We start from the raw sequence: 12,206 nt of genomic DNA, 5'->3' as shown, positions 1-12,206 counted from the left end.
GGTGATCACCCTGCCGGGCGATCCGCCTCCCCCGCGCGGGGGAGCCGCTTTTGCGGGACGTGGGTGAGCAGGTCGCCGGGCTGGCAGCCGAGGACCTCACAGATCTTGGTGAGCGTGGTGAACCTGATGGCCTTGGCTCTGGCCATCAGGCCCTCCTGGACATATCGTTTTTCGATGTTATCGAAAAACGATAGCATCGAAAAACGATATGGCAATGGCTAAGGCTGGAACCGTTTCGCCCTCTCGATGCAGTCCGGGCAGACGGGCAGGTCCACCGAGCGGGCCACGGCCTCCGGGGTGGCCGGGCGCAGGGAGGCCAGGACGGTGAGGCCGGGCGGCAGGCCGGTCTCCGGATCGACCAGGAAGGTCTCGACCTCCGCCGGATCGAAGCTGAACTCCCGCTTGCACCCGTAACAGCGACCCGTCTCCATCTGTCCAGCGTAGGGCCGCGCCTGTAGCCTGGACGGAAAGATGCTCCCGCCGGGTACCGCCCGGCCGATCACGAGAAGGCGATGCCATGGTCGCCCCCCGGTCACTCCGGGGCGGACGGACAGGTGTCCTCGCCATGCCCCGGGTCACGCAGCCCGTGTTCGTATTCTCCTGATCTGGAGCATTCAAGAAATGTCGCATGACTCCCTGTCCGCGTGGTACGCGGACTTCTTCACCGAGCTGCCCAACGCCTTCTGGCGCGCGGCCGTACCCGAGGAGCTGACCGCCGACGAGGTCGCCTTCGTCGTCCGCGCGGCCGGGCTCCGTCCCGGCTCCCGGGTGCTCGACGTGCCCTGCGGCAGCGGGCGGCACGCGCTCGAACTGGCCCGGCGCGGCTGCCGGGTCACCGGTCTCGACGTCTCGGCCGAGGCCGTCGCCCACGCCCGGGCCGCGGCCGGCGCCGAAGGGCTCGACCTCGACCTGCGCCTGGGCGACATGCGGGCGCTGCCCGCCGACGTCCGGGCCGAGGCGGCCATCTGCATGGGCAACGCGTTCGGCTACCTGGAACACGCCGCCACCCGGGAGTTCCTGGCCGGGCTGGCCGCGCTCGTCGTGCCCGGCGGCGCGCTCGTCCTGGACTCCGGGTTCGTGGCCGAGTCGCTGCTTCCCGGCCTGAGCCTGGAGGAGGAGCCGATGACGTTCGGCGGCGTCGAGGCGGTCTCGGTCAACGAGTACGACGTGGCCGCCGGCCGCTGGCTCACCTCGTTCACCTTCCGCAGGGGTGAGCAGGAGCACCGCGGGACCTCGGTGCAGCACGTGTACACCACGGCCGAGGTCGTCCGGCTGGTCACCGAGGCCGGGTTCACCGGCGCCGAGCTGTACGGCGGAGCTGACGGCACGCCGTACCGGCTGGGCAGTCCCAGGCTGCTCCTGGTGGCGCGGCGGCCTTAGGCACCGGGGCCGCGCCCGCCGCCCCGGCGGGCGCGGCTCACCGCGACGGCGGGAGGCGGTACACCGACACGTGCGAACGCGACTCGGCGGTGAACTCGGCCCCCGACCAGTCGGCGTGCCTGCTCTCCAGCTCGAACCCGGCCAGCTGCCCCATCAGGTCGAGCTCGCCCGGCCAGATGTAGCGGTGCGGGCTGCGGAAGACCCGGCCCCGCCCGTCCTCGCCGAACCTGAAGTGGTGGGAGACGACCCGCTGCGCCGGCACGTCGTAGGTGTCCAGGCCGATGTAGCCGGGCTCGTGGTGCCAGACGGTGGCCTGCCTGCCCGGCGGCAGCGTGCGCAGCTCGGGCACCCACAGCTCGATCACGAAGCGGCCGCCCGGCCCGAGGTGGCGGGCGGCGTTGCGGAAACACGCCACCTGCCCGGCCTGGGTGAGCAGGTTGGAGATCGTGTTGTAGACGAGGTAGACGAGCGAGAACTCCCCGGGAGCCGTCGCGGCCAACATGTCCCCGGCGATCACGGGGATCGCCGCCTCGTCCGCCTTCGTCCGCAGCTGCTCGATCATCGGCCGCGACAGCTCGATGCCGGTCACCGCCACCCCCCGCTCGGCCAGCGGCAGGGCGACGCGGCCCGTCCCGATCGCGAACTCCAGCGCCCGCCCGCCGCCCGCGAGCTCCGCGAGCCGGTCCACGGCCGGCTTCAGGACCTCGGGCGCGAACATGCCGGTGCCCGGCGTGTCATAGCCGCGCGCGGCGTCCTCGTCCCAGATCTCTTCCTGTCGCATGTCGCCAACGATGTCCATGGACGCCCGCCTTTGTCCAGGACCGCGGGTCTCAGCGGTAGTCCTCGCAGCGAACCGCGCCCTTCTCCGGTACGGTTACCCGCACCTCGTCCACGTCCACGCCGCGCCCGGCGGCGGTGGCGGCGGCGATCGTGCAGACGAGCTGGCCGGTGGCCGTGCGCGACAGCCGCTCGACCGGCGGCAGCCAGGTGCCGCCGACCAGCATCGACGAGCCCTTCTCCAGGGCGAAGCCGTCGTCGCTCACCCGGACGGCGAGGTTTCTGGGCAGGACCGTGTCGAAGTCGCGCTCGCGCTCCTTGGCGGTGGGGCCGCCGGTCAGCAGTTCGACCGCGCCGGCGGCGTCCAGCGGGCCCTCGGGCCGGCCGACGGAGGCCAGGTCGCCGTTCCGCACGAAGTACAGGCGGGTGCCCTGGGTGAACCCGCGGGCCGGTTCGCCGGCGCCGATCACGCCGGTGGGCCCGGTGCCGCAGGCCGTCGTGGCGAGCAGGAGCAGCAGGAGCAGGGAGCGGCCGGTCACGGGCGGGTCCTCGGCAACGTGAGGGTGAAGACGGCCCCGGGCCCGGGGGCGACGGACAGGTCGCCGCCGTGCAGCAGGGCGTTCTCGCGGGCGATGGCCAGGCCGAGCCCGCTGCCCTCGGAGCGGGCGCGGGCGGCGTCCGCCTTGTAGAAGCGCTCGAACACGTGCGGCAGGACGTCTTCGGGCAGGCCGGGGCCGTGGTCGGCGACCTCGAGGGTGAGCGCCCGTTCGCCGGCGCGCAGCGTGAGCGTGACCGGCGGCGCGCCGTGGCGCAGCGCGTTGCCGACGAGGTTGGCGACGATGACGTCCAGCCGGCGCGGGTCCAGCGGGAGGTGGATGCCCTCGGGCAGGTCGGCGGTGACCGCGCCGGTCCAGCCGCGAGTACGCAGGCAGGCGGCGACCGCCTTGCCCACGTCCATCTCGTTGAGGTTGAGCACGGCTGCGCCCGCGTCGAACCGGGAGATCTCCATCAGGTCGTCCACGAGCCGCGTGAGCCGGGCGACCTCGGCGGTGACCATGCGGGCCGCGGTGCCCGCGTCGGCGTCCAGCCGGTCGGCCCCGGCTTCGAGCACGTCGGTGACGGCGGTCGCGGCGGCCAGCGGGGTGCGCAGCTCGTGCGAGACGTCGGCGACGAACCGGCGCGACCTGGCCTCCATCTCGCGCAGCTCGCCGACCGAGCGTTCGAGCGCGGCGGCGGTCTCGTTGAACCGTCCCGCCAGCCGCGCCAGCTCGTCGCCGCCGCGTACCGGCAGCCGTGTCTCCAGCCGCCCCTCGCCCAGGCGGCGCGCGGCGCGGTCCAGGTCGGCGACCGGACGCAGCACGCCGCGCGCGGCCAGCAGCCCGGCCAGCACCGCCACCAGCACCACGGGCGCCGCCGCCGTCCGCGCCGCGCGCAGCACGGCCGCCTCGTCGGCGGCGGCCTGCGCGAGTGACTCCACGAGGTAGACGGTGATCCCGGACGGCGTGCCGCCCGCGCGCAGCATGACCCTGCTCCCTCCCACCAGGTACGGCACGCCGTCCCGGCTGACCCGCTGCCAGGCCAGCTCGGGCCGGCTCGCCACGGCCTGCCGCAGGCCGGCGGTGACGCGGGCGTCGCTGGGGATGGCGCCGTCCCTGACCACGTACACCTTGCGGTCGCCCACCTCGAGGTCCTCGGCGAGCAGGGCCAGCTCGCCGTCGTCGGCGGGCAGCGCGACGTCGCGCGACAGCAGCAGCACCCGGTTCCTGAAGTCGTCGAGCAGCCGGTCCTGCACCCCGCCCACCAGGTCCTCGCGCGCCTGGAGATAGGTCAGCCCGGCCGCGGCCACCGCGCACACCCCGCCGACCAGCACGAACGTGATCACCAGCCGGGCCCGCAAGCCCCGCAGCCAGGTCATACCGGCCCGAACCGGTAACCGAACCCGCGCACGGTCTGCACGTACCGGGGCTCGGCCGGCACGTCCTCGATCTTGGCGCGCAGCCGCTGCACGCACGCGTCCACCAGCCGCGAGTCGCCCAGGTAGTCGTGCTCCCACACCGACTCCAGCAGCTGCTGCCTGTTGAACACCCGGCCGGGCGCCGCTGACAGGTGCAGCAGCAGCCGCAGCTCCATCGGCGGCAGCGCGACCTCGCGCCCGTCCCTGCACACGGTGAGGGAGGCGCGGTCGACGCGGAGCGCGCCGTAGGTCTCGACGGGCGACTGCACACTCTCGGTACGGCGCAGCACCGCCCGGATCCGGGCCTCCAGCACCTGCGGGCGCACGGGCTTGACCACGTAGTCGTCGGCCCCCGCCTCCAGCCCGCCGACCACGTCGAAGTCGTCGCCCCGCGCGCTCAGCATCACGATCGAGGTGGCGGCGCCCGCGCGGATCCTGCGGCAGACCTCGAACCCGTCGATGCCGGGCAGCATGAGGTCGAGCACGACCACGTCGGCGGCGAACTCCGCCAGCCGGTCGAGGCCCTCCTCACCGGACGCCGCCGCCTCGACCTCGTGATCGCGGCCCTTCAGGGCGAGCGTCAGACCGTCCCTGACGGCCGGGTCGTCCTCGATCAGCAACACGCGAGCCATGCGTCCCAGTATCGGCCGCGCTGACGTGCGCTTTGTCCGGACTCAAGAGCTATTACATGTTCATGACATCGTGCGGACCGGTTGTGCACAGTGCCGGGCCAGAGTCTCAGGGGCAGTCAGCAGCCACCCATGGGAGGAAATCGTGATCATCAGCAGGAGACGTCTGGCCGTCATGGCCGCCCTGCCCGCGCTGGCCCTGAGCGCGGCCTGCGGAGCGCAGAGCTTCGCCAGCACCGGGAGCCAGAGCCCCGCGGCTTCCGCTTCCGCGTCCGCCACGCCGAGCTGGCACGAGACCGCGCTGAAGTTCGCGGCGTGCATGCGGGACAACGGCATCGACATCCCCGACCCGGTCAAGGGCCAGGACCTCGACACCAGCGCCGTCACCAAGGTCACCCAGGCCAAGCTCGACGCCGCCATGAAGGCGTGCAAGGAATGGGACTCGGTCATCCTCGGCAGCAGCGAGCCGGCCTCGCCCGAGGAGGACGCCAAGTTCGCCGCCTGGGCGCGGTGCCTGCAGAAGGGCGGCGTCTGGCAGCCGCTCGGCAAGGAGGCGAAGCCGGCCGGGTTCAAGCAGGTCAAGCCGGGCTCGGCCGCGGAGAAGCAGGTCTTCGCGGGGTGCGCGTCGCTGGAGCCGCCGGCGCCGTACGAGCAGTAGAGGCCGGGACCCTCACCCGGGCCATAGCCCGCGCGCCGTCCCACCGGGGGGAACGGACGGCGCGCGGGCGGGGTGAGGGGTCCCTCAGCAGGACAGGTTGCCGCCGGGGGCGACGCCGAGGATCTGGGTGAAGCGCTGGTAGGCGTTGATCCGGCTCTGCACCTGGCCGGGGTTGCCGCCGTTGCACTCCAGGCTGCCGTTGATGCTGCGGATGGTCTCGCCGAAGCCGCGGCCGTTGACCATCGCGTTGTGCGGGGTCATGGTGCCGGGGCCGTTCTGGGTCATCCAGTACCAGATCGCGGTCTTCCAGGCCACGGACGCGTCCTGCTGCACCAGCCACGGGTTGGTCAGCAGCGGCAGGCCCAGCGCGTCACCGGCCGCCTTGTAGTTGAAGTTCCAGCTCAGCTGGATGGGGCCGCGGCCGTAGTACGCGGCCTGCCCGGCCGGGCAGCCGTACGGCTGGTTCCTGTCGCAGTAGTGCGGGTAGTTGGCGGTGTTCTGCTCCACGATGTGGACGAGGCCGCCGGTCTCGTGGTTGACGTTGGCCAGGAAGGCCGCGGCCTCCTGCTTCTTGACGGTGTCGCTGCCCGTCTTGGCGAAAGCGGGGTAGGCGCTGAGGGCGGCGGTCAGGCCGCTGTAGGTGTAGAAGGAGTTCCGGCTCGGGAACATCTGGTTGAACTGCGCCTGACTCACCACGAACCCCGACGGGTCCGGCGGGTCGGTCGGGCCGGGGCCGCCGTCGCAGGCGTAGGGGTCCCAGAACCAGTGGCTGATCACCGGGTCGTATCCGGGGTTCTCGTGGACGGCGATGTAGTGGTTGCCGTCGGTGTAGCGGACGATGCTGCCCACCGCGTAGAACGTCCCGGCGGCCCAGTTCGGGTAGTCGCACTGGGTGCCACCGCCGCCGCCTCCCGAGCAGGTGCCCTGGTCGGCCCAGACGGCGGCGCTGCCCGGACTCTCGTTCTGGGTCCACCACTTGGCGGACCAGTTGTGCCCGTTGTGCGACACGACGGCGCCTCCGTTGTAGACGGCCGAGGAGCTCCATGCCGTGGCGCACGCCGCGGCGCTGGCGGCGGACGGCAGGACTACCGCCAGCACACCCATCGCCATGAGCAGCGCGGCCAGCGGGGCCAGGAGTCTTCGCATGTGATCACTTCCTTGGGGGGTGTAATGCTTAGGAAAGTTTCCTAATAGTCAACTCCCGATGAGGAAACACGCAAGACCCAAAGTCAAGGGGGTGCGGATGCCAACCTGGTCATTCGGGCGTACTTTGATGAACATCAACGCCGTTTCCTTCGTCGCCGTCTGAGAGGCCCATGTTTCTCCGCAGCCCGCACCTTCCTTCCTCACGACCGACCGGCCTGTTGGTCGGCATCGGGTTCTTCGTCGTGATCGCCGCCTGCGCGCTGGTCGCTTTACTGGTCCCGCACGCCCAGGTCGAGATCCGCTTCGCCGTCGTGGGCCTGATCGCCGCCCTGTACGCCGGCCTCACCGCCGACCTGATCGCCTCCGCCGCGACCGGGGCGCTGGCCTGGACGATGGCCACCGGATTCCTCATCGACCCCGCCGGCGAACTGGTGCTGTCGGGTGGCATGGACGCGATCAGGCTCGCCGCCATCGTCGGCCTGTGCGTGGCCGCCGGCCTGTACGGCGCCTTCCGCCAACGCCACGGCTCGACCTAGCGGACGCCTGCCCGGGAGCGGGCGGTTTCCCGGAATGGCCATCCCCGGAATGACCCTCCCTAGAATGGCCAGGTGAACCACATATTGCCGAGATATGGCCGTAAAGCGCGACGTGGTGGACCCTGGGAGATCACCGGCCGGATCTCCCCGGCGACGTGCTGAGCGCCGCGGGCCTGGGCGCCGAGGAGGAGGCCGCCTACCGGCTCCTGGTCAGAACCGCCGAGGTCGAGGTGGCCGAGCTGGCGGGGGAGCTGGGCGTGGCGGACGAGGCGGCACGCCGGGCGCTCGGGTCGTTGCTGGCCAAGGGGCTGGCGCGTGCCGTACCAGGAGAGAACGACACGTTCACCGCGGTCGCCCCCGACGTCGCGCTCGCGGCGCGGCTGCACCGGCGCCAGGAGGAAGTCGACCGGGCCCGGCAGGCCGTGGAGCAGCTCACGGGGGAGTACCTGGCCCATTCCAGGCGGCGCGAGGCGGCGCAGCTGATCGAGGTGGTCAGCAGCAGGACGGTGCTGCGCGAGCAACTGCGGCTGATGCAGGACAACGCCCGCCACGAGGTCGTGAGCCTGTGCCGGGCCGGGCACGTGGCGATGACCTCGCAGGAGAACACCGAGGAGCTGGCCGCGCTGCGGCGCGGAGTGAGCTTCCGGGTGCTGTACGAGCGGGCGCTGCTCGAAGAACCCGGCATGCTGGTCAACCTCGCCGACGGCATCACGCTCGGGGAGCAGGCGCGCGCCCTCCCGGAGCTCCCGGTGCGGATGATGATCGCCGACGGCGAGCTGGGCGTGCTCCCGCTGGTCCAGTACACCGGCGGGCTGACCCAGCTCACCGCCGCCCTGGTACGGCCGAGCAGCCTCCTCGACGCGCTCAAGGCGCTGTTCGAGACCCTGTGGGAGCGGGCCACCCCCGTCAACCTCACCACGCCGGGCAGCCCGCTCGACGCCGACCACCTCTACCTGCTGTCGCTGCTGCTGGCGGGCGTGCCCGACAAGTCGATCGCCACGCAGCTGAAGGTCTCGCAGCGCACCGTCCAGCGCCGCATCACCCATCTGATGGAGCGGGCGGGCGCCCAGACCCGGATGCAGCTGGCCTGGCACGCCGCCCGCGAGAACTGGCTGTGACCGTCGAAGGCACGCCCTAGGGACGGGCGCCGGCGCGGCGCAGGAAGAACTTGACCAGCTCGCCCAGCCACAGGATCACCGACGCCACGCCCAGGCAGGTCAGCCACTGCCCCGCGGTGAGGTTGGTGACGGAGAAGAACCCGTGCAGCCCCCGCCACTCCACCATGGCCGCCAGCAGCACGAGCACGACGCCGATCGCCACGAACGTCGAGCGGTTGGAGAAGGTCTCGCGGTGGAAGGCGCTGCGCAGGTCATTGCGGACGTTGACCAGGTTGAAGACCTGGAAGAAGACGAAGGTGACGAAGGCCATCGTCGCCGCGACCGGCGGGGGAGCCAGCGCGAGCACGGCCAGCGTCCCCGCGGCCATGGTCGTGCCGGCCAGCAGGATCCGCACGAGCCGCGCGGTGGTGAGAATGCGCTCGTCGCGGGCACGCGGAGAGCGGTCCATGACGTCGGGCCCCGCGGGGTCGACGCCGAGCGACAGCGCGGGCGGGCCGTCCATGATGAGGTTCACGAAGAGGATCTGCACGGCGGTGAACGGCGCGCCGCCCGCCAGCCCGGTGATCGACGCCGCCAGGAACGTGAGCACGAACCCGAACGCCGTCGACAGCTGGAAGCGGGTGAACTTCACGATGTTGGCGTAGATACCGCGTCCCTCGCGGACCGCGTCGACCACGGTCGCGAAGTTGTCGTCGGTGAGGATCATCGTGGCGGCTTCCTTGCTCACCTCGGTCCCGGTGACGCCCATGGCGACGCCGATGTCGGCCCGGCGCAGGGCCGGGGCGTCGTTGACGCCGTCACCGGTCATCGCCACGACGGCGCCGCTGTCCTGCAGCGCGCGCACGATCCGGATCTTGTGCTGCGGGGTGACCCGGGCCACGACCCCGATGTCCGGCAGTCGCCTGGCCAGTTCCTCGTCGGAGAGCTCGTCCAGCTCTGCGCCGGTCACCGCCTTGCCGGGGATGTCCAGCTCACGGGCGATGGCCGCGGCGGTGACGGCGTGGTCGCCGGTGATCATCCGTACCTGGACGCCCGCCCGGTGGCACTGCTCGATGGCGGCCGACGCCTCGGGCCGCGCCGGGTCGACGATGCCGACCAGCGCCATCAGCACGATGCCGTCGAGCATCGACTTGAGATCGGCGTCCTCGGGCAGGGCGGGGAAGTCCTTCACGCCGACGGCCAGCACGCGCAGCCCCTGCTCGGCCAGCTCGCCGTTGGCGGCGGCGTAGTCCTCGCGGGCCGCCGCGTCGAAGGGCCGCCGGCCGCCGGCGGTCAGGTAGCGGTCGGCGCGGGCGGCCAGCACGTCCGGCGCGCCCTTGACGAAGCAGCGCACCCGGCCGTCCTCCTCGTGGAAGGTGGCCATGAACTTGTCGTCGGAGTCGAAGGGCACCTCGGCGATCCGCGGATGCCTGCGCCGCAGGGCGGCGACGTCGACCCCGCCCTTCTCGGCCAGGACGACCATGGCCAGCTCGGTGGGATCGCCGACCACGTCGTCGGGGGCGCGTACCACCGCGTCGGTGCACAGCGCCATGGCGACGAGCGCGACGTGCAGCGTCCGGCTGTCGGGCGGGTCGTCGTCGGTGCTGCGGATGCGTCCCTCCACCGCGTAGCCGTGGCCGGAGACGGTGAAGCGGCGGTCGGCCAGGTACACCTCGCGGGCGGTCATCTGGTTGAGCGTCAGCGTGCCGGTCTTGTCGGTGCAGATCTGGGAGGTGCTGCCCAGGGTCTCCACCGAGGCCAGCCGCTTGACGATGGCGCCTCTGCGGGCCAGGCGGGCCGTACCCATGGCGAGGGTGAAGGCCACGACGGCGGGCAGCCCTTCGGGGACGGTCGCCACCGCCAGCGAGACGGCGGTCGTGAACAATGCGCCGACCGGCTGCCCGCGCAGCAGGCCCAGGACGAACACGACCGCGATCACCGCGAGCGCGATCAGCGCCAGGGTCTTGCCGAGCGTGTCGATCTGGCGTTGCAGCGGGGTCGGCGCCTGCTTGGTCTGCTGGAGCAGCCCGGCGATCTGCCCGATCTCGGTCGAGGCGCCGGTCGCGGTCACGATCATGCGGGCGTGGCCGCGGGTGACCGTGGTGTTCATGAACACCGCGCTGCCGCGCTCGGCCAGGGGCGCGTCCGCGGCCACGACCGCGCCGGCGGACTTGGCGGACGGCTCCGCCTCGCCGGTCAGCGCCGATTCCTGCACCTCCAGCGACGCCGAGGACACCAGCCGCCCGTCGGCGGGCACGCGGTCGCCGGCCTCCAGGTCCACGACGTCACCCGGCACCAGATCGGCCGCGTCGAGCCGCATGGCCGCCCCGCCCCGCAGCACGGTGGCCTCGGTGTGGAGCATCTTGCGCAGCGCCTCCAGCGAGGCCTCCGCCCTGGACTCCTGGACGAACCCGATCGTCGCGTTCAGGATCACGACCAGCACGATGATCGCCGGCGTCTCCCACTCGCGGGTCACGGCGAAGCTCACCAGGGCCGCGCCGATCAGCGTGAGGATCAGCAGGTCCTGGAACTGGCGCAGGTAGGCGTGCCAGCGTGGCTCGCGCGGCGCCTCGGGCAGCCGGTTGGGGCCGTGCTCGTCCCTCCGCCGTACGGCTTCCGCCCCGCTCAGCCCGCTGGACGGGTCAACGCGCAGCCGCTCGGCCGTCTCGGCGGCGTCCATCGCATACCAAGCGCTCATGAGCCCACGCTATGATCGCGAATCCCTTACCGCCATCTGGCACATGGCCGCATTCAGCCAATTCTGTCCCCCGCGCCCGGGTGTGAAATCAGGGCGTGAAACCACTCTCAGTCGCCGGTCGATCACTCTATGCTGTGCTGGGGCCTGCGGCGTGGGCACTATGGGGGTTCTCCACCCGCCAGGCCCCCCTCGCTCAGGCGACCAGCCGCCCGATCACCCAGTGCAGGTAGGTGCGGAAGCGCGCCAGCTCCGCGGGTTTCACCGTGCGCTCGCTGCGCCGCCGTTCGAGAACGCCGCCGGTGAGAAACCCATAGACGCACCACACGATCATCCAGACGAAGTAACGGGTCTCGACCCCGGGCGGCAGCAGCGGCGAGATCGCCCGGAGAATCTCGTCCAGGAGCGGCCGGGTGTAGGCCTCCTCGAGTTCCGGTATGTCCGCCGCGTCGCCCATCCAGCGATGCATCCACAGCAGCACCAGCATCGGATTGTCGGCGAAGAAGTCGAGATAGGCGTCCACCATGCGGTGCAGCGCCTCGGGCGTGCCCGTGAACTGGGCGAGTGCCGCCGATATCGCGGCGTGTTCCGCCTCGTCGGCCTTGAGCATGACGGTCTTGTACAAGTCCGCCTTGCCGCCGAACTCCCGGCCGATGAAGGCCGGCTCGACCCCGGCCGCCCGCGCGATGAGCCCGATATCCGTTTCGTCGTAACCCAGTTCGGCGAAAAGCTTGGTCGCCACCTCAAGGACCTGATCCGCGCTCACCGCACAACCCTAGGTAGGGCCCGCCCCATTTCCCAGCAGGCTCGCTGCCGGGCGCTGGACCCGCCCGTCCGGCCGGGTTACGGTCGGAACGGCACGCCCGAAGTCATCCCGCGGACCCGCAGGGGGTGCGTCATCAGCGCAGTACGGATCATTCTGGGTTTGTCGTTGTCCCTCGCCTTCGCCTTCACCGCCGCGCCCGCCCAGGCGGCAGGGCCCATCTGTATCCCCGAGGCCCCGGTCTGCGCGGGCCTCGACAACGGGCGCTTCGTCTTCACCATCAAGCCGCCGCCGTCCACCCTGTCGATGCAGGCCACGGTCAACGGAGCGCCCCGCGGCGGGTCGATCTCCACGTGGAGCACGTCCAGCTACCTGCAGGGCGTCTACTACCCGACACCGGCCCTGGTGCCGGGCGACGTGGTGTGCATGTCGTTCTACGGTCCCGGCGTGCCGCCGGGGCCGTACTGCGACACCCACTAGATGATTGATTCCAGGCTGCTGCTTGCGATTAATGGTCGTAGGCGGTGAGGGATCGGGCGGTGGGCTGGCCGGTCTTGTCGTTGTGCCAGAT

Annotated in this window: 14 protein-coding genes; 5 read left to right on the top strand and 9 right to left on the bottom strand. The window is 71.6% G+C overall.

From position 1 onward, the window contains the following. Positions 1 to 5: 5 nt before the first annotated feature. Positions 6 to 146 (bottom strand): helix-turn-helix domain-containing protein, encoded by a 141-nt coding sequence (locus ACIBKY_RS47690; RefSeq protein ID WP_397108040.1) that lies wholly within the window; start codon positions 144 to 146, stop codon positions 6 to 8. Between the two features lie 72 nt (positions 147 to 218). After that, entirely contained in the window at positions 219 to 431 is a 213-nt protein-coding gene (locus ACIBKY_RS47685; RefSeq protein WP_379638900.1) for a hypothetical protein, read from the bottom strand. Positions 432 to 621: 190 nt separating this feature from the next. Between ACIBKY_RS47685 and ACIBKY_RS47680 the strand changes: the two genes are divergently transcribed. After that, positions 622 to 1,380, top strand: a complete 759-nt coding sequence (locus ACIBKY_RS47680; RefSeq protein WP_397108039.1) for an SAM-dependent methyltransferase — start codon at positions 622 to 624, stop codon at positions 1,378 to 1,380. A 37-nt stretch (positions 1,381 to 1,417) separates the two neighbouring features. Here ACIBKY_RS47680 and ACIBKY_RS47675 read toward each other — a convergent pair whose 3' ends face one another. The 4 genes from ACIBKY_RS47675 to ACIBKY_RS47660 are packed head-to-tail and all read right to left on the bottom strand — an operon-like array spanning position 1,418 to position 4,743. Next, positions 1,418 to 2,161: a class I SAM-dependent methyltransferase gene (locus tag ACIBKY_RS47675; protein ID WP_397108038.1), complete on the bottom strand. Its 744-nt coding sequence runs from the start codon at positions 2,159 to 2,161 to the stop codon at positions 1,418 to 1,420. 49 nt (positions 2,162 to 2,210) lie between these two features. Beyond that, complete coding sequence (locus ACIBKY_RS47670; RefSeq protein WP_397108037.1) at positions 2,211 to 2,696, bottom strand: hypothetical protein; 486 nt, start codon at positions 2,694 to 2,696, stop codon at positions 2,211 to 2,213. Beyond that, a complete protein-coding gene (locus ACIBKY_RS47665) occupies positions 2,693 to 4,072 on the bottom strand; it encodes an ATP-binding protein (protein ID WP_397108035.1) in 1,380 nt (459 codons plus the stop codon). Before ACIBKY_RS47665 ends, ACIBKY_RS47670 begins: the two co-directional genes overlap by 4 nt. Continuing rightward, positions 4,069 to 4,743 carry a response regulator gene (locus ACIBKY_RS47660; RefSeq protein ID WP_397108033.1) on the bottom strand — a complete coding sequence of 225 codons (675 nt, stop codon included), beginning with the start codon at positions 4,741 to 4,743 and terminating at the stop codon, positions 4,069 to 4,071. Before ACIBKY_RS47660 ends, ACIBKY_RS47665 begins: the two co-directional genes overlap by 4 nt. Positions 4,744 to 4,885: 142 nt before the next feature. Between ACIBKY_RS47660 and ACIBKY_RS47655 the strand changes: the two genes are divergently transcribed. After that, positions 4,886 to 5,398: a hypothetical protein gene (locus tag ACIBKY_RS47655; RefSeq protein WP_397108031.1), complete on the top strand. Its 513-nt coding sequence runs from the start codon at positions 4,886 to 4,888 to the stop codon at positions 5,396 to 5,398. 84 nt (positions 5,399 to 5,482) lie between these two features. Here ACIBKY_RS47655 and ACIBKY_RS47650 read toward each other — a convergent pair whose 3' ends face one another. Further along, on the bottom strand, positions 5,483 to 6,544 hold the full coding sequence (locus tag ACIBKY_RS47650) for a glycoside hydrolase family 19 protein (RefSeq protein WP_397108029.1): 1,062 nt from the start codon (positions 6,542 to 6,544) through the stop codon (positions 5,483 to 5,485). Between the two features lie 170 nt (positions 6,545 to 6,714). Here ACIBKY_RS47650 and ACIBKY_RS47645 point away from each other — a divergent pair, with 170 nt between their 5' ends. Further along, complete coding sequence (locus ACIBKY_RS47645) at positions 6,715 to 7,080, top strand: hypothetical protein (protein ID WP_397108027.1); 366 nt, start codon at positions 6,715 to 6,717, stop codon at positions 7,078 to 7,080. A gap of 155 nt (positions 7,081 to 7,235) precedes the next feature. Continuing rightward, complete coding sequence (locus tag ACIBKY_RS47640) at positions 7,236 to 8,198, top strand: helix-turn-helix domain-containing protein (RefSeq protein WP_397108025.1); 963 nt, start codon at positions 7,236 to 7,238, stop codon at positions 8,196 to 8,198. Between the two features lie 16 nt (positions 8,199 to 8,214). Here the strand turns inward: ACIBKY_RS47640 and ACIBKY_RS47635 are convergent, their stop codons facing one another. Both ACIBKY_RS47635 and ACIBKY_RS47630 read right to left on the bottom strand, forming a co-directional pair. Then, positions 8,215 to 10,875, bottom strand: a complete 2,661-nt coding sequence (locus tag ACIBKY_RS47635) for a cation-translocating P-type ATPase (RefSeq protein WP_397108023.1) — start codon at positions 10,873 to 10,875, stop codon at positions 8,215 to 8,217. A gap of 193 nt (positions 10,876 to 11,068) precedes the next feature. Further along, entirely contained in the window at positions 11,069 to 11,638 is a 570-nt protein-coding gene (locus ACIBKY_RS47630) for a TetR/AcrR family transcriptional regulator (RefSeq protein WP_397108021.1), read from the bottom strand. Positions 11,639 to 11,797: 159 nt separating this feature from the next. Here ACIBKY_RS47630 and ACIBKY_RS47625 point away from each other — a divergent pair, with 159 nt between their 5' ends. After that, complete coding sequence (locus ACIBKY_RS47625; protein WP_397108019.1) at positions 11,798 to 12,115, top strand: hypothetical protein; 318 nt, start codon at positions 11,798 to 11,800, stop codon at positions 12,113 to 12,115. The last annotated feature ends 91 nt before the right edge of the window (positions 12,116 to 12,206 follow it).

The organism is Nonomuraea sp. NPDC050394 (assembly GCF_044459065.1).
Taxonomy (GTDB): domain Bacteria; phylum Actinomycetota; class Actinomycetes; order Streptosporangiales; family Streptosporangiaceae; genus Nonomuraea.
The sequence above is the reverse complement of the archived record's forward strand: the minus strand, read 5'-3'. Positions and strand labels throughout refer to the sequence as shown.